Consider the following 20,915-nt stretch of genomic DNA (forward strand, 5'->3'; position numbering starts at 1 on the left):
GTTTGGTTCAGTTTTAGTTATTCTCGGGATCTTGTTAGGAGTTATTTATGCAGCGTCTGATCGACCATTAATAACTACAATAATCATAGCTAATTCCTTTATGGCCGGAGGCTTTTTCTTTATCGGGCTTGGAGCACGGCTGGAATCAGTGAATAAGATTCAGGTTCATCTAACTGGAGAATCAATTCCCAAGAAAACTTTCGGTAACGCCATACCAAACAAGAACAATACCAGGTGTTAAGGACTGATTTTGAGGGCTTTATCTTTTTTTTAGTAAAAAAATAACCGAAGTAAACAAGTAATAAAGCTAAGATAAAATAAAGATGCGAAAACCTCTCCGAAATTCGGGGAGGTTTTTTTCTATACCAAAGGAGGTGTATTGATTGAAATCGGCACTGAAATATGAAATTAAAGCTGATCCGTCAAAGCCGGTCGAGGAAATATCAGACTTCATTTCTTTAATGCTCCAGACTCATCCAGATAAGCAGATCGAAATACTTCAAAAGGGTAGACGAAAACATCGGAATTGCTTTGGCGGAGTTGCAGCGTAAGGAATCTTCCGCTGATGATCCTCAACTAGAATGTAATTAATCATATTGTAGCGGAGTCGATCCGGAAACATTTATTAAAGGAGGGGAGCCAATGGATTTTACAGCGATCACTGCACTCATTTCGGTGTGCGGAGTAATCAGCGGAATTATCATTGAATGGTCGGGGCGTAACCGGGGAGCAAAGCACGCATCCAAGAGGAAACGAGGTCGGATGCTACAGTGCGCGCGGATATCGAATATATCCAAAGGCATCGAGGACATCAAATATGAACAGCGGACACAGGGAAAGCGATTTGACGAGCTGACCGAGCGCGTCACGCGCGTCGAGGAGTCCGCAAAACAGGCGCATAAAAGGTTTGAAGAATTGAAACATCAGAGAGGAGGAGCAAACCTTGGACAAGACAAAATACAAGATTGAGCGTCGTTTCATTGAAGTGCGGCATAACACAAAGCCAGGACTCCGGCTCAAAACCGGAAGCCCGGCCCTTTTTGTTGCCCATGACACGGGGAATCCTGGCCGGGGGGAATGCCGGGTTGTCAGTTACAGGGTTGTTTGAGTTGGCCTTTAATAAAAGGGACGGGAATACGAGGATTAATATTAATATTTACACAATTAACCACATGAAATAATATAAAATAAAAAACAGCCGAAGGGGCTCTTTGAAATATAGGGTCTCTTCTCTTTTTTTACAGATTGGAGAAATTCATGACAAGGTTAACAAGATTGAAAAATTATATCCACTATATTCTATGTTACACGCTAGTAGAAATAGCCATTCCTTTAGCGAAGTGGTTTTGGTTGAAAAAATTTAAAATTATTAATTCGTTATCCATTATTATAGCAATTCTTGGTGTTGGATTAATTCAAATATTTAAGCCGTATATAATGGATTTATCATTTGTAAGAGAAAGAATCTATGAAGATAAGATTGAAAAAATAAAAGTTGGTTATTCAAAAAAATATGTAGAAGGGTTATTAGGAATACCAGAAAGGCAAAATGTTTTAAAATGGGATGATTCTAAGGGAAATAACTACATAATAACAAGAGCAGATTATATTAAAGAAGATTTTTTATACACATTATTTTACAAACAAGACGAGAGCATATTGGGTTACGGTTTAGTTTCAAGAAACAAAAACTTTAATCCAAAATTACCTTACAAAAAAACAGCAGGACTTTTAAAACAAAAACAAGATAATTACATATTGAATCGAGGAGAAATAAGGTTCTCTATGTTTAATATAGGTGGTACCAGAAACGATGTATCTGATTTTGAAATGGACTTTGATTACGGTCATTTAATTACCGGCGGGTTAATAATTGGATATGGTGTTTCAGAACTTGGTTACCAGCGTAAAAACGATGCTCTGTATGATTATGCTAGAAATTATATATATAAAGCACCTTATGTTAATGAATTTTATAATGGTGGGGAATATTACAATTTGGTGGGGGACCGGATTAGAACATTTCGACAGTTTAGCGATAATAGTAATCAAGCGATAGTAAATGATCCACAGAATAAATATAGAAAAGCCCTGTTCCCTAATTCTGTTTTTGTTTTTGATGGGTATGGAATGGATGAATTTGAAGATTCTGACTTAGATTCCTTTGATATAGCATTTGAATTTATAAGAGAGCAATTTAATTTTGGGTTTCTTTACGAGCGAATTAAACTTTTTGAAGAAAACTAAATTAAAAAACAAAAACTATAGAGTTTCATTTACATTTACATGGAAAATAATATTTTGTAAAATGATCTCAACATTATACGGACGCGTCGTTGTGCAGTCCGAAAGCATCGAAAAAAAGGCTTACCTGCAGTTTGCAGGGAGCCTTTTACTATTCTTGTATGGGATTATATGCTTATTATCAATAGTTACTACCATGTATTAAAAACTGACACTGAAATGCTCGTTGTAGCACTAAGCCATGTTCACGATTACATCGCGTTTGACTCAGGAGGTGGGGAGATATGATTGTTGCATGTGTTGGCATTATTGAAATATACATGCCAGATTATGTCCAGATCTCAACGTCTATTATTCTCGTAAAAAGTATGAATTTCGTGTTTAAATATGGTAGAATTTAGGGAATGATACACGAGGTGATCGAAATGAGTCGTTACATGAAACCGTTAACCTCCGCCATTCATTTACATACTGCGATGATGGACCGTTTACAAGTCGTTGTCTTCATCGGTGACGAACTTGTGGGAGCCGGTCGGATTGTAGAGATAACGGAAACAAGCGTCAAAATCGGGGACGAGCGGTACATGCGTGGAGCGTGTACGTTTAAATATGCAGTATAAACTATACGATTCCATGGGGATAACATGGGGTACTCAAGAAAATGGATAGAAATCCTCAACCAAGTCAAGGATTTCAGCCAAAATAAAGGGTTCGTATATTATAGAGGACACTCTAATTCAAGTTACAAACTGAACTCTGGTTTATTGATTTAATGTATGTATACTTTTGGGAACTCGCATCCATTACTTAACAAGATTACGTTGAGTAAATCTCAGGAATGCCTTTCAGACAGACGGTCCCAGATACTCTTAAAAGTAAAGGCTGATTGGAATTCAATCAGCCTTTTTGCTATGTAGGATGTTTACTTATTATTAAAAATCGCTTTAAGTACATTCTTTGCCATAGCGATCTGCTGAGAATTTTGTTGTTCGAGCATATGCATTATTTCTTGAAGATCAGCTTGCGACTCATCGTTACTCTCTACACTGGTATAGGTGAAGAGTTGAGATATATCTACCTCTAATGCCTCAGCAATCTTCGCAAGATTTAACAGAGCAACGTTTTTTTCTCCTCGCTCGATTTGTCCGATATAAGAAAAGTGAAATCCACCTTTTTCGCCCAGGGCTTCTTGTGTTAATCCTTTTTCTTTTCTCAAATCACGTAAACGGGCACCTATTCGAAGAAGGATCTCTTTATCCGTCATCATTCCACACCTCTCTACTAAAAGTGTAGATAAAATCACAACCGCTATACACCAGCGTTTAAATATCATAAATAATATCTATAGATATTAAATTTGTGTATAATGGTAAATATAAGTATTTCCAGATCCATGGATTCATAACAGTCGAGGCAATGTTTTCAGTATGAGTCGTACAATTACTAAAGCGGGAGCTGAAGCATGTGAATCATTCAACCTCCATCGACAAAGCCACAGATAGTAGGAATAAGCCGTTAAAAATCCAGGAACGAAGTTTGGCTCAAGCCAAAGGCATGATCAAAATGCAACATCTCGCACAGATCCACATGAACTCTGCCGCGCGGATGATGCATCCAACCTCTGCACATGTCTGCATCTTGTTTAGTGACCGCGCTTTCGAGTACATGCTTAAGGCATTGTATATGAAGAAGAACAACTGTATGTTTCCTCCGCCTTCATTTACGCTTCAGGATATCTTCCAGTTAACGGTGCAGGACTCTGTCGCAGATTTGGATAGGGTATTGTTCATGTGCACCATCCATTTTCTGGCCGGCTACAATGATATTTCCTTTTTGCAAAATGTAACCCCCTCACAGCTTCAGAAACTGCTGAACCAAGTGGACGATGTACTGCTTCACCTGTCAGCCAGAGTCGGCTCTCATCCTTCCGAGTCGTACCGCTCTATTTTTCACTAATTAAAATGCAAGCTAGCCAGTGAAGCCGATCAAGAGGGATTCGCGTCTGCGTGTTTGAATTTTGGGACAGCAGCATTTTCGACAGAGCCACAGAAATCGCAGAGCTCAAATTGGTAACGGAAGAGGACTTGCAAAAATGGCAGGAAGAAGGATGTGGGGGTGCTGTTTGGTGGAGCTGGATCATGAGTCGGTGGATTTGGCGAAGAGTGTGCTCGGAATCCGTAGAGGGTAGTAAGAACGAACGGTTGGCATTGAACGAAATATATGATCGTTGATGAATCTGTTTTCACAGGTGTTATAACTATTTGGATGGTACATACACCCCTTGAGTGGGCGCACTCCTGCTTGTGAAGGAGGTGGTGTGATGAAAATTTCGTTTGGTGAGGTGGTGAGGCGATAACCTTCGGGGTCTTCTTGTTGGCATTGCTGCCTTACATCGATAAACGAAAAGTAACCCACTCTTAAGGTTCGCGCCTAAGTAGGTTACTTCTTGGTCATTTTCGATTTTGGAGGAGAAATTCCCGCTCAAGATGTTTGTGCCGGGGAGCAGCAGGGCGGCTGCTCCTTATTTCTATTCTTATCTTTAACAGCCCCATTTTTAGTCCTCAATAATGAGTGGGCAGTAGGTTGTGCTTGATGTTTCGGTGTGATCTTACTAAAAAATATGGACTAACAGAGCACGCAGCTACTGCGTGTTCTTTTTGATTTCCCTCATGTTTTGTACTCAGGTTGCTATTATAGATGGAACTTCTCCCATTAGTTAAAACTAGAACGTTGCGTATATATGTTTCTCCCATGTTCATTGTAGTTCCAACTCCATAAACACATCCGCTCTTACATACGGCATTGGCCCGATCTGCTCGATCGAAACGTGCTTGAACCCAACCGATTCGTAAAGATGAACGGCGTTCGGCAGCTTCGTGCTGCTGCCCAAAAAGAGCGATGTTGCGCCAAGCTCACGTGCGCGGTCAATCGCGGCATAGATAATTCTCCGACCATATCCTTGCCCCCGCGACTCGGGTGTAACGCTCATCTTCGAGAGCTCGAACACGCCAGCTTCGCCCGGCACGAGTGCAACGCATCCTACGATCGAATCTCCGGCACGCGCGATGAGTACATCTCCTCCTCTGTTAACGATGTTCTCTACTGGGTTTTCTAGAATAACCCGGTCTGCCTCTTCGATGGTGAAGACACGGGTGATCCATTCTTCGTTAAGGGCTTTGAAGGCACGAGCTTCGTCGGGCGTCTTCAGCGAAGTGATTGTGAGCGTTGCATCAAGCATGATATGTTGCCTCCTCTTGTATGGTTAATTTCCACTATAGAAAAAACCAAATGATTGATCAATTTCAATTTTAAAATAATTATCATAGATAATATCTATGATCGGACGGTGGCAACTCAGTTTCATGCCTCTGTTATTTGGTTCCATCAGAACTATCCAGTTTTACAAAATAATCAAATTATAATTTTATTTTGCAAATTTAATATATAGAAACGCTGGCAAGAAAGACATCAACAACTAATCTACTAAGGAGGGTTGGGGGTATGGGACCAGGGGTTACTGTAGATAGTCAATCTGCAACTCTCGGTACGTATATTGGTGCTTCCGCATCATAAGTTTTTGCAATCCCAGGCACTAAATACTACCAAATGAACTTCTTAATGAATGTTTCATATGTTGGTCAAATTACTCCGGTTAGTCAGCATCTGGTATAGTATTATTAATAGAGTGGCTCGACCATGGCCGGAAGCATACACGGATCCTATTTCTGGAAAAACAGTTGATTATATAAGGAAACTTACAATGTTCCTAATTATATCTGGGAAAATATTGAAATGTTCGAGAATGGTTACATCCGCAAAGCGACTATATATCCACTCCAAGGTATTTACGCATCATGACTACAGCTTCGGTCGTGATCAGAGAGTTTTACAGTGAAATAGATTGGAGCGGTAAGTTTTGGAGAGGAGATATCCCTATCTTTAATGGAGGAACAGGGGCTTTTTCTGCTGAGAAAACAAAGACCCTGCTGGCTACGTGCTGGCAGTATAAATCAAGGGATTTAACCAACTAACACAGAATCCAAACAACGCCGACATGTTCCCGCATACGGTTCAATGTTTGAGCTTAATCCTCCATCTCCCTCTCAAACCCTTCAATTAATACCGAAGGCTTGACTTGAAGGGCCCTTGCCAATGCTGTAATCGTGAGCAGAGAGGGCGCTTTTTCTCCGTTTTCTAGTTCACTAATATACGACCGATCGACCCGAGAATAAATGCTCAACTCATCCTGAGTAAACTTTTTCTCTTTGCGTACTTTTCGCAATGCCCTGCCGAAGGCAAGCAGTTCTATGGATTTCTCACTATGATTAGCCACGTTATAACCCCTTAATTGATAGTTAAAATAATCTTATGCGGTTCTATAAGGGAATTTCCGTAGGCTATTGCCTACAAAATGATTCAGATGATACAATACAGATACTGGAAAATATATAAAGTGGGTGTAAGTTCTTATTTGAAGTGGGAGCTGAAGCTAATCATGAAATCGATCGTGAAAAATGATTCTATTGTTACTAGGCACCCGTCACTCAAACAGAAGCAGCTAGGTTTCAGTTATCTGGATACGATTCATCGTTTGAACAACTGTGTTCAAGAATACATGAGTTTATCTATTCACTTCTTGGAGAAAAATATGCTTCATGTAAGTCTATTATTCTGCAACAGGGCGCTAGAATGTATGTTAAATGCCCTATACTTAAAGCAAAATAACGGACTGTTCAGCTACAACATTGTACCAGATGACATGCTTCAAGTGTTTTCTAAAGACTCAGGGATAAAGATGGTGGATTCATTGATCTTTATCCAATCCTTATCCTATTTATGTCAGGAGAGGTCTCTGATCAGCAAAATGCAGTACACACATTTAAAGAACCTAATTAAGAAAGCGGATGATCTGCTGCTTCGGCTATCAGAACAACTCTCTATACCTACTGAAAAATACAATTCTGTTCTTGAATAATTTTATTGAGCGGCTCATAGCGGAGAGGTGTAGGATCATGGCCTAAAGGCTGCCAACCTTATGTGGCAGCCAATTTGTCATTTTATTATTCTTTTCTGAAAAGATGATTTCTGATCACCAATTGAGACCTAAATCCTTAATATCATCACGACTTAAATTACAAAGATTCATACGGGCAATCGTGATATTTCCCAAACGTTCCTTACTATCAGGTTTTCCACCGATAACCTTTACGAGGATCATTCCCGCACCATGTTCTTTTAAGGCTTCGCTCCCCCATGCCTCATACCATTCAGAAAAGGTTGTTGCAGTGGAGGGGCTCTGATATAGAACTGTGATATAATTGCCGTCCACCCGGGATTTAATCTTCTTCGCATCCTCCGGAAGATAAGGGAGGATCTTGGCCAATGCGTCTTCTTTGTTTATAAAGGTATCATGTGAAAGGGACATTGATATTGAGCTAACCATTCCGTTGACATGATCACTGTCAATTAGTAGACCGTCTTGACTATATGAAATGGAATCTATGTATTTTGAATCAGGCTCTCCTAACTTATCCTTAAAGGCTTGAAGAGGACCGGAAAATAGGGGGGAGGCTCGACAGGAGGTTCTACCTGGTTGGACTCCACTTTTGATGGGTTAAGTGTTTTTGAAGTCGGGTCTACATGGGTCGTAGTATTTGAAGCACTTGTGATTTCTTTTTGTGTAGGTCGTGTGGTCGTGACGTCATCTGTATCTTTTGACTTCCCCGCAAAATAGCCTACAGCAATGACTATTAGTACAGCAACAATCATTGAATTTTTTCGTCTCATTTTTCCTCCTTAATTGTAGATTCCTCTAATTTATTCCGATCATATCATGGAAGAAGCATCCACGAATACAAAAACGTAAATCCGAAAAATCTCAAATTTGCACGAAACCCCGCCACCCACGAAAAGCCAAGTGACCAGCAGGAATGCGCTGCTGTTCCATCGGTTTTTTGCGTTGTAAGGGAGGCGATCTTGGGCAGATCGCTTTTGAACGAGGCTCACTGTGGGTACCCAGCGGCGTGAAGGAGAAATAGTATCAGAACGGATGCCAGCAGATTTTCTGCTGGTTTTTTAATGCGAAATGCTTATTATTACAAAATAAACCAGGTGGAAAATAAGAATGCCAAGAAGGCTTTTCAATGTTTTTTAGATGGTCTTCTATACGATCCGATGGGAATAGGTTTGAAATTGGGAAATATATGAGCAAAAACATCCTAGCGTATTTTCCTATTTATATTTAGGCTTAAAAACTCCAAGTATGAACCATGAATGGTTGGAATCGTATACTTAAATGAGAAAAAGCGCCCTCTTACGAGGACGCTTTTTGTTTTACCATGTTAAATCCATGGAGGCTTCATCATTTGAACCTGGACTGCTGTTGAATACTACACTTAAAGCTCCCCAAGCAAGTTGCACACCGTAGCTACCGAAGGCATTGTTTCTGGACTGACTATACTTTGTTGTTACTCGCTGATTTGCTGTACTAACTTTTTTCTTCATTGTTAATTTAACAGTACCTTTGTATTTTGTTAAAATTCTCTTAGAGTGATCACCGGAGAATGACCAGCTTGCTCCATACTGAGAATAGTTCGAAGGCTGACCATTGTTAACCATGGCGCTGTCTGGAGTACTCCATTCCGAGTGGTCCAAATAAACATCCCAACTTTGGGCAGCTCCTGCATATTTACCTGACTGGATTTCCCACCCGTCAGGAACAGCAATAGCAAAGTTGTCTTTATAAATTCCATCAGGATTCATAGCAGGATTAGTTCTCCACTCAAAGGAGGAGTAAATTTCATCTAAACCTGCGCTTGTGAAGTGATTCAAAGTAAGGGTTAAATCAGCAGTAGGTATATAATCTTGGGGCAAAATCACACCTTTGATTTCAGGAATTTCAGTTAATTCTCCTGTTTCTTGATCCATTTTAAAATCTTGCTTAGAAGAGCCACCAAATACTAGATTTTCACCTGATTCTTGAATAATGAATGATTTAGTATCGTAGTCTAGCGAATTAATGGATTCTTGAGGCATGCCTGACTTAAGAAGAATTGAGTTTAACTCTGCTTCAGAACGCTTTGCTGGATCAGCCGACGAGAGGCCAGATAATGCAGTGCAACATACCAATATAAATGCGAAAACAAAAGAAATCCTTTTTTTCATTTTACTACCAACCTTTCGTATAATTTATTATAATAAATCAAAAAAGGAAGTTGGATAAATGAAGAAATATATTCCTTTTCTGCTTATTATCGTTCTATTTTCTCTGATATTCGTTGTGCATGGTTGCCCTGGTTCTAAAAATAGTACAACCTCATATGTGAAGGTTTTAAATAAGAATTTTTCGAAAAAAGATCAATATTGGATTATTGCGGTAAATCCCTATGATACTAAATTACAGCCATTTAAAATTACCATTGATAGTATGAATACATGGAATTTAATTAAAGAAAACGAAATTTATCTTGCTTCTTATGAGATTCTTTCTGATGGAAATGCAAAGATTCAATCTATTAAATATCCAGCCGACACCACAAAATAACAATTTGGTAATTTAATGGGCACTTATAATAAAAACAATCATAAAGTCAAAAAGTTATAGTTTTCCAAAAAAAATATGTAAATTTTTTTATAATAAGCAATCAAGCTGTCTTTTATGCATTTTTACTTCGAAGATGCATAAGCAAGTTTATGAATTACCTTTCAGGGCATACGCCTCTATTTGTCCAATTCCGGAAGCCGCCACCGAAGAATTTATGTTTTTCACGGTGATAGATCTGCAGTCAAAATAGCCAGTACATATTCAATTGGATCGTCGTACCTGGGCGGTTTACGATCGGAAGGTTACGGATGAAGGATGGATAGAGGTGTGGGATATAGAACCCCTGGAGAATTAAATTAAATCACTAAAAAGAGTAGCACGCTGGTGAATAGCCCCCCGTCAAGTAGACAATATAAAAATAAAAATCAAAATCAATCAAGCGGCCTTCGTTCTAACTCCATTGGACTGAGGCCGTTTATTGTAGAAGTGAATATACGAAATGATGTCCTTTTCGAGCTCTTCAAAAGTGTGGTATGTATGCAAATAATACTTCTCGCATTTTAGAGTCCCCCAAAATGATCGATGCATCGCCCAACTCGAGACATGCTCTGAGACAGTTTGCTTTCGTCCAAAAGCGCTTTGAAGCGGAAATGCACCGATCGGATAACAACAATGATTATTAGCAGGTCAGCACCCATTCCAAGCAGGGGAAACTCTCCCTGTTGTTTTTGATCCCCTATAGCGTTTATATCATCCCATAAATTCCAGTAAAACACTCTTTTTCAAATAAAAAATAATGGAGGAGTCTATGAAATTAAGGATGCTTTTCATAATGGCTTTGCTCATCGTTTCATTTTTGCCCGCCTGTTCAAAAGTGGAAGACAACAAAAACCAAGAGACACTGAATCAAAATCCAACCACCATTTATATCTCCCTTTACAGAACTGATTCAACGAAAGTTCAACCCGAACTGATCGAAATGGTAGGCGACCCTCATTTATTGAAACAGGCCAACGAGTGGAAAAAAGATGGCATTCAGGTTACTCTTCCTTCTCCCGATAAAGTTGATCGTATTTATGTCCTCCAATATTCATACGAAGGAGCTGACCCAAAATCAGAGTATTATATGTACGTAACGGACAGCGAAGGGAACAACTATATAAAGCAATTCGAATATAACGATTCCTACGAATCCTATCAGGGTTCTCTGAAAAAAGAAGATATTTTAAATAAGATCGGCCCTGAAGATTGGCATAAAGTTTCCGCTATGGAATTGTTGCATTAGTTCATTTCTCAAAGAACAAGTTCGTTATTGCATTAAGTTCAAAAGACGAGCAAATAAGCATCGGCTGGACCCAAATAAGCAGGCTATAATTTATAGAGCCATAAAAAACAAATTATTTTTTCTAGATTCAATTTTCTTATTTTCTCTGGAAAAGACGTCTATGTAAATTTAATAGATCTATTGAACCACCTGAGTAGTACCAATGCACCCATTAAAGGGTGCATTTCTTTTCACCTAAATTAGAGGAAATATAGGAGCAATTGTCGAAAAATGGATGTATACATAACCGGAAGGATGAGTAACGAATGGCTAGGACATACAAAGCAGAAGGCAAGCAGATTGCATACGTTTTGAGAGGTTTATTTGTTATCGGTGGACTTACGCTTTATTTTAGTATTCCAGGATTACATTGGGGTTTCTTCTTTGGCATTATTCTTGTTGCTGTTCTAGCAGCAGAAATTTTGGGTGCGATGTGGACACGGAAGAGACGTACGAATAAAAAGCAATACTCTGCTAAACCAAATCAAAAGAAAAGCTCAGCCGCAACAAGACGTACCAGCAACTCAGTGAGATCAGACGAAATTATCCTGACAAGCCGACTAGACGATTTAACTGGAGCTGAATTCGAAAGATTACTTGCCCTTTATTTCCGAGATCAAGGTTATACCGTTAAGGAGGTCGGTGTGGGGGGAAGCGACGGTGGAGTGGATTTAGTCATTATTGACCGTCGCGGTGAAAAGACCGCGGTGCAAGCCAAATGTTATGCGGACCATAACCTGGTTCCCGTCATGACCGTACGCGAACTAGTTGCAGCAAAAAGAAATCATGATTGTATTTTATCCTTGCTGGTCACCACCTCCGACCTGACTTCTTCTGCGAAGAAGGAAGCGGAACAATTTAAAGTGGATTATTGGCATGGCGGTCTTGTAGAGCATAAGCTCAGAGCTTGGGGGAAGTGGCAGCCTAGTAAAAAACGAAGTCCAATTGAAAAAAGTGTAGCCGCTGCTAAATCCGAAATAGTAAAGACAAGAAGAGAGGTGGCGGCAACCAGCAGTGGTATAACATGCAAATGTGGTGCCCCAATGGTTAGAAGAAAAGGAAAGCAAGGTACGGAATTTTGGGGGTGTAGTAACTTTCCGAAGTGTCGGAATACAAGAAGTATCTAGTCAAGGGACTAGAAAAGTATGAAAGAGGCATTCAAATGACAAAACAACAATGGGAGGTCCTCTAATTTTGTTACCTAATGATTTAGCTACAATATTTAAAAACAAACAAAAATCATACAAAATGGTGCTTGTTTTATCTTTTATAAACCATTACGAAAAGACAAAAAGTCTGACGGTGACTTTAAATGAGATTGCGGAATCGTTCCTTAATTATTACCGAGGCAAGGAGGAACTGGGCTTCAAAATAGACTTACCACCGAAAGGAGAAGCGTCCAGTTGGAAAGAATGCTCCCTTGGCCAAATTAGAAACTTGCTCAAAACGCCGATAGACGCTCTTTCATCCATTATTGAATATAACAGTTTGCAACAAACACTATCCTTTAAATCCCCTGTAAAACAACTGCTTAATGAAAGAGTTTTTCAAGAATTAAAGGAATATGCTGAACGTGAATTGGAGAGCTATAACAATCAGCTACCTTCCAGTAGTACTGGGTTGGGCTTTTCGCTGCAAGCAGTCTTTCAAGAAGTTTTTAATAGCTACTTGGAGGCCAAAACCCAGTCATTTGCAGGCCATCGACTCGGGACTCTCTTCAGACAAACCTTGCCTAATGAACTGAAGAAGTTACCCTTTATGGATGATCACTATAAAATTCAAGGCTCGATCGGCATGGGGAATTGGGCAACCGTGCCATGGCTTGCAATCATGGATAAGCGGGTAACCGACACCACTCAAAAAGGGGAGTATGTCGTTTATTTATTTTCAGAAGATATGAGTTCGGTTTACTTAACCTTGGCCCAGGGGGTTACGGTTCCTACTCGGGACTTAGGTAAAAAACAAGGATACAACTATTTAGAGCAAAAGGTAGCTGAGATGCGAGGACTTCTCTCTCTTCAGGGAATGAAAAAGGACGATCAAATCTTTTTAACCTCTAGCGGGTTAGGAAGGGATTATCAAGTGTCCACAGTTGCTTACTACCGATATGACCGAAATAATCTACCGGATGATGAACAATTAATAACCGACCTGAAGAATGTAATGGACAATTATAGATTTTATGTCGAGCGGCAAACCGACTTATCAGAGGATGACCAGAACTCACAGATGATGGGGAGAATTGAGCCAATGGACCCGCAATTAATTAAACCTAAGCTGAATGAAATAAAAGCTTTTATAAAACAAAACGGCTTCCACTACCCCGACCCTCTTATCGAAAACTTCTACCTCTCCCTAAAAACCAAACCCTTCGTCATCCTGGCAGGTATTTCAGGAACAGGTAAAACTAAACTCGTGAAGCTTTTCGCGGAGAGCGTAGGAGCTACAGGTGAAAACGGTCAATTTACGCTGATCCCGGTACGTCCGGATTGGAACGATCCTTCGGATCTCATTGGTTATCAGGATTTATCCGGCCGATTTAAGCCGGGTAGGTTAACGGAAGTTTTGGTCACCGCTTCACTGACTGAGAACCGGAATAAGCCGTATTTTATATGTCTAGATGAAATGAATTTGGCTCGGGTGGAGCATTACTTCAGTGACCTCCTTAGCTTGCTGGAGACCCAGCGTTGGATGGACGGCCAAATCGTCACCGAACCGCTTATTCCCAATGCTTCGCTGGATCGGCTTGAAGATCAAGAGTTGTATGGGGATCTTGGCATTCCTGAAAATGTCTATCTCATTGGCACGGTGAACATGGATGAGACGACCTACCCGTTCAGCAAAAAAGTGCTAGACCGAGCCAACACCTTGGAATTTAATCATATCGACTTGACGCAATTGCCATGGTCAGAAGGCGATGACGAACAGGAAATCGTGGAAATCGCGCCGGTTTCCCAACGTTTTTTACGTGCCGATTACTTGAATCTAGTGAATGTCGATGCCGAAAATAAAGAATTGGTGAAGCGTACAACCGACAAGCTAGTCGCAATAAACCAAATACTTGAGGAAATTCATGCCCAGGTTGGGTTTAGAATCCGGGATACGATCAGTTTTTATAGCATTTATGCGGAGCGTTTTGGGTTGCTGACGGAGGATGAAGCTTTTGATTTGCAGCTGCTTCAGAAGATTTTACCTCGTATCCAAGGCAGTCATACGTCGGTAAAAAGAGTACTCCTAAAACTTCTAAAAGTTTGTCTGGAAGGGGAATCGCTTAAGGTCAACGATTTACTGGATGACGCCTCCTCCTTGTACTCCAGATGGGATGCCGGCAAAGAAGCCCCAGCCGCGAAATATCCCCAAAGCGCACGGAAGCTGGCGTTTATGCTGAGGAGGTTAGAGGAAGATGGATTTACCTCCTTCTGGCTCTCTTAATGCTGATATCGAGTTGTTATGCGTGGAGACTAATCTTTTTACGCTATATCTAAAAGGGCGTCCAACTCATCCCACGGTCGAAACGCTAAAGTTGCATAGGGATGGGGAAGGGCAATGGATCAATGCCCTACTTAAGGTTTCAAGTCCAGCTTCTCAATTGCAAATTGAGGAAGTGAAAGTGTTTTCCCCGTTAGAAGGGGGATTAGTGGACTGGCATGAGGGCATGCCGGCTTTTCCTTGTTTTTACGAGACTCGAAACTATGAGCTCATTGTGGAAAAGAAACAGCAACCGCTGGACCTGACTTTTTACCATGACAACATCAGCTTGCGGGAAAGCGTTAAACCCGTAGGGAAGATGGTTCTATCCGGCATCTTGAACTTTAAAAATGAAGTCGGCTACACGGAGCTTGAATTCCGCTTGGCGGGAAAAACGGTGCTTCGGCTTGAACTTGAAATTTTCCCCGTTAAGCTGGATTACAAGCAAGACTATATGACGCTGCTGCACGAAGTGAACAGCCAGATTTATAACCTCTCGTTTGATTTTATGAGGAGGACTTATCAGCTAACCGGGTTAAAAGAGACGCAGAGTCAAAGCTTGACGGAATATTATACGATTTTGCAATTTGTGTTTGAGCGTTTGCTGGAAGCCGTAAGACGAATTACGTTGCAGCCGCATCATCGTTTAGTGACCGACCGTCAAGTAAAACCTGCTGAGAAGGTTCGGAAGGCGGGGAAGGAGAACATCTCTTTTTTGAACAAGAGGGCAGCCAGACTTCTTGAGGATCCCACGAATGGATATGTCCGGATTGAGGATCGGCTTTATAAGGCGACGCATTTGATCGAATCCAAGAAGCAACTTTCCTACGATACGAATGAAAATCGGTTTGTAAAATGGATGCTGGAACGGGTCAAAGGGAACCTATTAAAGCTAAAACGTCGTTTGCAAGAACCGCAAGGGATGCAGCAGCGGAAAGAAGATGTTTTGCTATTACGTCGCTTAGATCAAATGGCGAGCCAAGTCGAACAGGTGTTACATGCGAGCTTTTTGCGTGAGGTGGGGAAGCTACAGCATTTCACGGTCAGTTTGGTTATGCAAATGGCGCCAGGGTATAGGGATGTTTACCGGTATTATTTGATGCTGCTGAAGGGTTTGTCCATTCAAAATGATTTGCTTCGCCTCTCGATGAAAGACGTGGCGCAGCTTTATGAATATTGGTGTTTTCTTAAGCTCAATGAAATTCTTGGTAGAAAGTACAAGCTCAAGAGCCAGGATATCGTAACGGTAAATCGGAACGGCATTTATGTAACTTTAGATAAGAAACCGACAGCAAAGATGGAATATGAGAATCCAAAGACGGGTGAAGTGTTCACCCTCTATTACAATTTAAGTTTCGGAAAAAGCCAAACCCCAACAATCTCACAGCGCCCGGACAATGTGCTGACTTTAAGTAAAAAAGATGCAGGGCGAGAGAAGGTGTATCAGTATATCTTTGACGCAAAATATCGTTTGAATCCGGCTTATGAAGGTGATGCTTATTTCAATGCTTATCGTGCACCGGGACCAGTGGAAGAGGACATCAATACGATGCACCGCTACCGGGATGCGATTGTCAGCCTGAATGCTTCGTCTCAGGAATATGAAAGGAATATGTTTGGGGCTTATGTTTTGTTCCCTTATCATGATGAGGAACGTTTCAAGGATCACCGTTTCTATAAAAGCATTGAGCTGATGAACGTGGGTGCGTTCCCTTTTTTGCCGGGATCGACGAAGCTGGTGGAGCAGTTTCTGGACGAGATCATTTTGGACAGTCCGGAGAAAGCGTATGAACGTTCCACGAAACCGCGGGGAACCCAGGAATATTTTGCGAATAAATTAAGCGGAAAAAATGTCTTGGTCGGCTCTCTTCGAGACGTTTCCCAGCTGCAGGTCATGCTGGATCATAACATCTACCACATGCCGCTTAAGAATCTATCTGACGCCAAAATTTTGACGCAGCTGGAGTACATCGCGATGTGCCAGTCTCGGAAGAAATTCGATCATACAGGCCGTACGGGAATTCACTATTATGGAAAAATCAAAGACTGGCAGGTCGTCCGGCGTGGGGAGATCAAGGAACGTCCGGCAAGACCTGGTCAGGAAAATGAGCTGTACGTCAGATTCACCTTAGAGTCCTGGGAGAAGCTTGAACAGCCTATTCAATTAGGTGGGATAGGTATTTATACGGTCTTGTATACGTCGAAATACATGCTGGACCGAGCCCGAGAACTCGCGGAATTAAAGCTGGAGACGGAAGAGCAGCTGCAGGAATGGCGGGAGAAACGGCGGGCCGGGAAAGTGAAGGTTAAGCTGGATCATCCGTATGTGGACTTGGCGAAGCAGGTGAGGGTTGATTTAGTGGAGGAGAGCGAGGTGAAGAATGAATAATTATCCTTGCTTTAATGTATGAGTTTGTTACACATTATTTATATAAATCTTGATCACGGATTCGTGAATCATCCGAAAACAATAATTTCGCACAGTTAAACATATGACAGCTTTGTGCAAGGCAATAACAGATAAAGGTGTCGGAAATCGTATGGTTTTTGGGGGACATATTTATGAGGGAAATTAAATTCTATTCGAGAAATGACTTAGCAAGTGGGTATATTCTACAAAAAATTGAAGATTTTTTAATGGAACATAAAGGGGAAAAGGAACTAGAAAACATCAACGATATAATTGAAATATATAATATTAAACAATATTTTGACCATAAGGTTTACTTGTTGAAGTGGACTTTTGATGAGATTAAAAAGTACGAAAGTCAAGTCGGAGAATATTTTAAGCAAGTTGCACGTTTTTTTAATTTTATAAACGAAGAGAATTTAGTAGTTTTTTTTAATGAATTGGATGTAGAGTACAGAGAAGATTTTTGGACACTTTTTGAAAAATTTAAAGTTTATGAAAAAATCACGGATGTAGTATTTAAACAACTTATGCATGAAAAGAATTTTTGGCTTTATCAGGTATTGAAATATAAATCTGTTGTTCAACATTTTGGTGGAGTTATCAAGGAATATATGTTGAATGATCATTCAGCAGCTGAGCTTTTGTTGGATGCATTTGAAATGGAGCACACAGTGGAAAAAGGAAAGTTTATTTTTCCAAAAGAACTAACTAATCCGGATAAGGAAACAATTATTCTTAACTACATTAACAGCGAAAGTCCTAACTTAAATTATTTGCGGCTTATTGTGAATATACAAAGTAGTAAAGACAAAATTATGCTTTCACCAAGAACTTTATTAAACGCGAAAAAACGAGTAGAGAAGGAAGAAAAAGAACTTTTCCCTGAAGAATCTGGAATGCTTGTGGAAACTAGCGTAGGTTTTTCTAAAAGCCAAGAAGAAGCTGTTATTGCTAGTCTAGATGGAATGTCAATAAAGGCAATATACAGTACGAAATGGCTTGAAGAAAACAAAGATTATGAAACACTGTTAAATAACTTTATATATTTGTTTGAATTTGTTGATTCTCAAATGAGATGTAATTTTGTAAACAAGCCTAACCAGATGGGAGCAATGGAAAGAATCATGTATTCTCGCTCTCGAAATGCCTACTTAACAGGAATGGCTTTTAATCAAATGAACATGTTATCTTTACTGCAAACTCACGGATATTATAATGAATTACTTAGTTTAGGAATACGACTGGAGTCAATCATTGAATGGTTTTTTAAAGAATACCTGTCTAGTGAATTTCAAGCTTCAAATTTCGATATAAATATGCCGTCTGCTCATTCTACGCTACTCGAAAAGTGCACTAATATAATGCCAGCAGTAGAATCGGTTCTAAAACAATTTTCCTTATTTGTTGAAGAAGGAATAGTTGATTTTGAATTACTTGAAATACGCTCTGAACATCTTATATATAGCAATATCCCATCATTAGTTAATAAAAAATATGTGTACGGTGTCGGAGAAGAGTTTAACTATGCAACTTTTCTTCTATTCTCTGATCAAAGTGGATTAAGGAATCTTGAGAAAAATCAGAGTAGCTATGAAAATTACTTTGATTTGTTATGCAATCAATCTCTCAAATTAGTTGAATACCCAGAATACTGCCATCAGAAAATTGAGTGGTTATTGGAACGAAATTATCTGAAGAGTGACGATGAAGGATATATTACTTTTGAAGATGAATCTGTAATATTAGTAATGAGGGATTTATATTTTAATGCAGTAATTAACTATTGGCGATCTTCACGAACAAAAAGAAGTGCTATAGATAAACTTGAAACAAAAAAAGTAATTGTTTTTGAAAGCTCATTATTTTCAAAACCTGAGCAAGATTATATAAACTATACGCTTAACAAGTCTCAATTCAATAATGGATGGGATTTAAGAAACAGATACAGTCATACTCAACCCAAAAGTACTGAAAACGAAAAAATGCACGAACAAAACTTCATGATATTTCTACGATTGCTAGTTTTATTTGTGATAAAAATAAACGATGATTTTTGTATAGCAGCTGCGATATCTAAAGATGAAATTTGAGAATAATTATATACAATAAATGAATGTTAGCGTTCGCTCGTAGATACCGAAACGTTAAATGACATTTGGGAAATTAGAAAAAAATCACTTGATATAATATTGTTCCTTGCTGGTCTTAATTAAATCACATACATAATTGATAATATGTTCAAAGTTGTGATTTATATCGTGTTCCCAAATTCTTATCAATTTCCAGTTCTTCTCAAGATAGTGTTGACTTACTTCATGATCTCGTTGAATGTTTCGATTTATTTTATTGCGCCAGTATTCAGGGTTTTTAGTTGGTTGTTTGTAGTGGAGACTACATCCGTGCCAAAAGCATGAATCAATGAAGATTACCAACCTATATTTTTTTATAGCTATATCGGGTTTCCCATATAAACTTGTGACATTTTTACGATATCGAAAGCCCTTTCTCCAGATGGCTTTTGAAATAGTCTGCTCTAACTTTGTATTTTTTCCTCTGATTGAACTCGTGACATGAAAGTTTTCCTTATCAGTTCTTTTTCGAGACATTTTATCACTCACCTTCCAAGATGAGAACTTTTGTTCTTATTTTAAACTGAAGGATAGAAAAATAGCAAATATTTAGCATTTATTGGATTAACGAACATCACAAGACACAGCCACACACTGCCAATGCTTCAGCGAAACTGACAGATGCTCAGCTCATTACAGCAGACATTCATAGTTTATCGGGAATGGATTTTGAAAGACTAATGGAGATGTATTATAAAGATCAAGGATATTCCGTTGAGCGCGTGGGTGGTTCGGGTGACAGTGAGGTTGATCTAATCCTCCGCGGTAAAGAGGGATACAAGATTGCGGTTCAGTGTAAATGCTACAAGTAATTTTACCAAGGATGCTAGAAGGGATGCTGAGCGTTTGAACATTAAACTTATTAACGGGATTGCGCTTGAGAATAAGCTGAATGCCTGGAAGAAGAAAAAGCGAGTTCAGTAAAACCACAATACATAAGGACGGGGCTTTCGTATGTTGAAAAAATTAATGTCCATGCTTAAATCATCTGAAACGCCAAAGAATAAGCCAGCGCAAGCAAAGAGTAACGTCAAATCATCTGGAAGCAGCACGAAGACTAAAGTTCAGCCGACTCGAATTGGAGAGCTGGGCGAACATAAAATCAATATTCAGCTAGATCAACTTCCTAAAGGATGTAAATATTTGAGTGATTTATTGGTGGCCAATCCAAAATCGCGCACGGGATATTCGCAGATCGACCATGTCGTGATCACCCCGCAAGGCTTATTTGTCATTGAGACTAAGAACTACACGGGAGAAATCAAGGGGACGCGTGAGAATAAATCATGGACGGTGAGCAACCGATATAAAATGTACAATCCTTTTATGCAAAATTACGGTCATATTCAAGCGATTAAGAGCCTTCTCCCCGACTACCAAAGTAGTCGATATATCTCGCTTGTTTCGTTTACGATGCGATGCCGGTTCAGCGTGGATCCAGAGCTTAGAAAAATTCAGTCGGATGAACTGATTGTGTATGATGTTGAGCTGTCTGAATATATCCAGCGGAAAATAAATCGGATTCAAGCGGAAAAGGTTGATGCGGTTCTGACGGATTCGGATATCCAGAAGATTTATCAGGCGTTGAGTGATGCGAATATTACCGATCCGAGAATACGGGCTGAGCATGTGGAGAAGGTGGGCGCGGGGAAGCGGGATAGGTAGTAAGGAGTAAAATGCACTTTTCTATCAATTACAAACATTTTGATTTGATTAAAAAAGAGAGTTCTTCAAAAATGTTGGATTTTTTCTCTAGTAGCAGCGTTCATTGTAAATTGTCAATACAAGTTTCAA

The 20,915-nt window shown here is 39.8% G+C and carries 21 protein-coding genes; 14 read left to right on the top strand and 7 right to left on the bottom strand.

Features of this window, described 5'->3' with window-relative positions; genetic code table 11:
• Nucleotides 1-383: 383 nt before the first annotated feature.
• From RJP21_RS18650 to RJP21_RS18665, 4 genes are all read left to right on the top strand, one after another.
• Nucleotides 384-551 (top strand): hypothetical protein, encoded by a 168-nt coding sequence (locus RJP21_RS18650; protein WP_310860642.1) that lies wholly within the window; start codon nt 384-386, stop codon nt 549-551.
• A gap of 91 nt (nt 552-642) precedes the next feature.
• Nucleotides 643-969, top strand: coding sequence for a hypothetical protein (locus RJP21_RS18655; protein ID WP_310860643.1), 327 nt, complete (start codon nt 643-645; stop codon nt 967-969).
• Nucleotides 970-1,257: 288 nt separating this feature from the next.
• Nucleotides 1,258-2,247, top strand: a complete 990-nt coding sequence (locus tag RJP21_RS18660) for an ETEC_3214 domain-containing protein (protein WP_310860644.1) — start codon at nt 1,258-1,260, stop codon at nt 2,245-2,247.
• Nucleotides 2,248-2,669: 422 nt separating this feature from the next.
• On the top strand, nt 2,670-2,864 hold the full coding sequence (locus tag RJP21_RS18665) for a hypothetical protein (protein ID WP_310860645.1): 195 nt from the start codon (nt 2,670-2,672) through the stop codon (nt 2,862-2,864).
• Nucleotides 2,865-3,166: 302 nt separating this feature from the next.
• On the opposite strand, the gene RJP21_RS18670 is transcribed toward RJP21_RS18665, so the two are convergent.
• Nucleotides 3,167-3,508, bottom strand: coding sequence for a helix-turn-helix domain-containing protein (locus RJP21_RS18670; RefSeq protein WP_310860870.1), 342 nt, complete (start codon nt 3,506-3,508; stop codon nt 3,167-3,169).
• Between the two features lie 200 nt (nt 3,509-3,708).
• On the opposite strand from RJP21_RS18670, the gene RJP21_RS18675 reads away from it, so the two are divergent.
• Nucleotides 3,709-4,200, top strand: coding sequence for a hypothetical protein (locus RJP21_RS18675; RefSeq protein WP_310860646.1), 492 nt, complete (start codon nt 3,709-3,711; stop codon nt 4,198-4,200).
• A gap of 799 nt (nt 4,201-4,999) precedes the next feature.
• On the opposite strand, the gene RJP21_RS18680 is transcribed toward RJP21_RS18675, so the two are convergent.
• Both RJP21_RS18680 and RJP21_RS18685 read right to left on the bottom strand, forming a co-directional pair.
• Nucleotides 5,000-5,482, bottom strand: coding sequence for a GNAT family N-acetyltransferase (locus RJP21_RS18680; RefSeq protein ID WP_310860647.1), 483 nt, complete (start codon nt 5,480-5,482; stop codon nt 5,000-5,002).
• Between the two features lie 846 nt (nt 5,483-6,328).
• A complete protein-coding gene (locus tag RJP21_RS18685) occupies nt 6,329-6,577 on the bottom strand; it encodes a helix-turn-helix domain-containing protein (protein WP_310860648.1) in 249 nt (82 codons plus the stop codon).
• A 162-nt stretch (nt 6,578-6,739) separates the two neighbouring features.
• Between RJP21_RS18685 and RJP21_RS18690 the strand changes: the two genes are divergently transcribed.
• The gene (locus RJP21_RS18690; RefSeq protein WP_310860649.1) at nt 6,740-7,219 is read left to right on the top strand and encodes a hypothetical protein; all 480 of its coding nucleotides are present in this window, start codon (nt 6,740-6,742) and stop codon (nt 7,217-7,219) included.
• Between the two features lie 114 nt (nt 7,220-7,333).
• Here the strand turns inward: RJP21_RS18690 and RJP21_RS18695 are convergent, their stop codons facing one another.
• Entirely contained in the window at nt 7,334-7,627 is a 294-nt protein-coding gene (locus tag RJP21_RS18695; RefSeq protein ID WP_310860650.1) for a hypothetical protein, read from the bottom strand.
• Nucleotides 7,628-8,577: 950 nt separating this feature from the next.
• Complete coding sequence (locus RJP21_RS18700) at nt 8,578-9,408, bottom strand: hypothetical protein (RefSeq protein WP_310860651.1); 831 nt, start codon at nt 9,406-9,408, stop codon at nt 8,578-8,580.
• A gap of 58 nt (nt 9,409-9,466) precedes the next feature.
• On the opposite strand from RJP21_RS18700, the gene RJP21_RS18705 reads away from it, so the two are divergent.
• A complete protein-coding gene (locus tag RJP21_RS18705) occupies nt 9,467-9,787 on the top strand; it encodes a hypothetical protein (RefSeq protein WP_310860652.1) in 321 nt (106 codons plus the stop codon).
• Between the two features lie 435 nt (nt 9,788-10,222).
• Here the strand turns inward: RJP21_RS18705 and RJP21_RS31310 are convergent, their stop codons facing one another.
• Nucleotides 10,223-10,375 carry an IS3 family transposase gene (locus RJP21_RS31310; RefSeq protein ID WP_397386243.1) on the bottom strand — a complete coding sequence of 51 codons (153 nt, stop codon included), beginning with the start codon at nt 10,373-10,375 and terminating at the stop codon, nt 10,223-10,225.
• A gap of 244 nt (nt 10,376-10,619) precedes the next feature.
• On the opposite strand from RJP21_RS31310, the gene RJP21_RS18710 reads away from it, so the two are divergent.
• The 5 genes from RJP21_RS18710 to RJP21_RS18730 all read left to right on the top strand — a co-directional run bounded on the left by RJP21_RS18710 (nt 10,620) and on the right by RJP21_RS18730 (nt 19,082).
• A complete protein-coding gene (locus RJP21_RS18710; RefSeq protein ID WP_310860653.1) occupies nt 10,620-11,072 on the top strand; it encodes a hypothetical protein in 453 nt (150 codons plus the stop codon).
• A gap of 305 nt (nt 11,073-11,377) precedes the next feature.
• On the top strand, nt 11,378-12,238 hold the full coding sequence (locus RJP21_RS18715; protein WP_310860654.1) for a restriction endonuclease: 861 nt from the start codon (nt 11,378-11,380) through the stop codon (nt 12,236-12,238).
• A 67-nt stretch (nt 12,239-12,305) separates the two neighbouring features.
• The gene (locus tag RJP21_RS18720; RefSeq protein ID WP_310860655.1) at nt 12,306-14,543 is read left to right on the top strand and encodes an MrcB family domain-containing protein; all 2,238 of its coding nucleotides are present in this window, start codon (nt 12,306-12,308) and stop codon (nt 14,541-14,543) included.
• The gene (locus RJP21_RS18725; RefSeq protein WP_310860656.1) at nt 14,515-16,968 is read left to right on the top strand and encodes a DUF2357 domain-containing protein; all 2,454 of its coding nucleotides are present in this window, start codon (nt 14,515-14,517) and stop codon (nt 16,966-16,968) included. Before RJP21_RS18720 ends, RJP21_RS18725 begins: the two co-directional genes overlap by 29 nt.
• Nucleotides 16,969-17,141: 173 nt before the next feature.
• Nucleotides 17,142-19,082 (top strand): hypothetical protein, encoded by a 1,941-nt coding sequence (locus RJP21_RS18730; protein ID WP_310860657.1) that lies wholly within the window; start codon nt 17,142-17,144, stop codon nt 19,080-19,082.
• A gap of 84 nt (nt 19,083-19,166) precedes the next feature.
• Here RJP21_RS18730 and RJP21_RS18735 read toward each other — a convergent pair whose 3' ends face one another.
• Nucleotides 19,167-19,598, bottom strand: coding sequence for a very short patch repair endonuclease (locus RJP21_RS18735; protein ID WP_310860658.1), 432 nt, complete (start codon nt 19,596-19,598; stop codon nt 19,167-19,169).
• 209 nt (nt 19,599-19,807) lie between these two features.
• On the opposite strand from RJP21_RS18735, the gene RJP21_RS18740 reads away from it, so the two are divergent.
• Together RJP21_RS18740 and RJP21_RS18745 are read left to right on the top strand one after the other, a co-directional pair.
• The gene (locus tag RJP21_RS18740) at nt 19,808-19,933 is read left to right on the top strand and encodes a restriction endonuclease (protein WP_310860871.1); all 126 of its coding nucleotides are present in this window, start codon (nt 19,808-19,810) and stop codon (nt 19,931-19,933) included.
• Nucleotides 19,934-20,075: 142 nt separating this feature from the next.
• Nucleotides 20,076-20,786, top strand: a complete 711-nt coding sequence (locus RJP21_RS18745) for a nuclease-related domain-containing protein (protein WP_310860659.1) — start codon at nt 20,076-20,078, stop codon at nt 20,784-20,786.
• The last annotated feature ends 129 nt before the right edge of the window (nt 20,787-20,915 follow it).

Source organism: Paenibacillus sp. VCA1, assembly GCF_031583795.1.
In the GTDB taxonomy this organism is placed as follows: Bacteria; Bacillota; Bacilli; order Paenibacillales; family Paenibacillaceae; genus Paenibacillus_AQ; species Paenibacillus_AQ albilobatus.

Excerpts from the sequence above, each read along its gene's own strand:
- RJP21_RS18655 (WP_310860643.1), top strand. The coding sequence starts at position 643 with ATGGATTTTACAGCGATCACTGCACTCATTTCGGTGTGCGGAGTAATC.
- RJP21_RS18660 (WP_310860644.1), top strand. The coding sequence starts at position 1,258 with ATGACAAGGTTAACAAGATTGAAAAATTATATCCACTATATTCTATGT.
- RJP21_RS18665 (WP_310860645.1), top strand. The coding sequence starts at position 2,670 with ATGAGTCGTTACATGAAACCGTTAACCTCCGCCATTCATTTACATACT.
- RJP21_RS18670 (WP_310860870.1), bottom strand. The coding sequence starts at position 3,508 with ATGACGGATAAAGAGATCCTTCTTCGAATAGGTGCCCGTTTACGTGAT.
- RJP21_RS18680 (WP_310860647.1), bottom strand. The coding sequence starts at position 5,482 with ATGCTTGATGCAACGCTCACAATCACTTCGCTGAAGACGCCCGACGAA.
- RJP21_RS18690 (WP_310860649.1), top strand. The coding sequence starts at position 6,740 with ATGAAATCGATCGTGAAAAATGATTCTATTGTTACTAGGCACCCGTCA.
- RJP21_RS18700 (WP_310860651.1), bottom strand. The coding sequence starts at position 9,408 with ATGAAAAAAAGGATTTCTTTTGTTTTCGCATTTATATTGGTATGTTGC.
- RJP21_RS18705 (WP_310860652.1), top strand. The coding sequence starts at position 9,467 with ATGAAGAAATATATTCCTTTTCTGCTTATTATCGTTCTATTTTCTCTG.
- RJP21_RS31310 (WP_397386243.1), bottom strand. The coding sequence starts at position 10,375 with ATGCATCGATCATTTTGGGGGACTCTAAAATGCGAGAAGTATTATTTG.
- RJP21_RS18710 (WP_310860653.1), top strand. The coding sequence starts at position 10,620 with ATGGCTTTGCTCATCGTTTCATTTTTGCCCGCCTGTTCAAAAGTGGAA.
- RJP21_RS18715 (WP_310860654.1), top strand. The coding sequence starts at position 11,378 with ATGGCTAGGACATACAAAGCAGAAGGCAAGCAGATTGCATACGTTTTG.
- RJP21_RS18725 (WP_310860656.1), top strand. The coding sequence starts at position 14,515 with ATGGATTTACCTCCTTCTGGCTCTCTTAATGCTGATATCGAGTTGTTA.
- RJP21_RS18730 (WP_310860657.1), top strand. The coding sequence starts at position 17,142 with ATGAGGGAAATTAAATTCTATTCGAGAAATGACTTAGCAAGTGGGTAT.
- RJP21_RS18735 (WP_310860658.1), bottom strand. The coding sequence starts at position 19,598 with ATGTCTCGAAAAAGAACTGATAAGGAAAACTTTCATGTCACGAGTTCA.
- RJP21_RS18740 (WP_310860871.1), top strand. The coding sequence starts at position 19,808 with ATGTATTATAAAGATCAAGGATATTCCGTTGAGCGCGTGGGTGGTTCG.
- RJP21_RS18745 (WP_310860659.1), top strand. The coding sequence starts at position 20,076 with ATGTTGAAAAAATTAATGTCCATGCTTAAATCATCTGAAACGCCAAAG.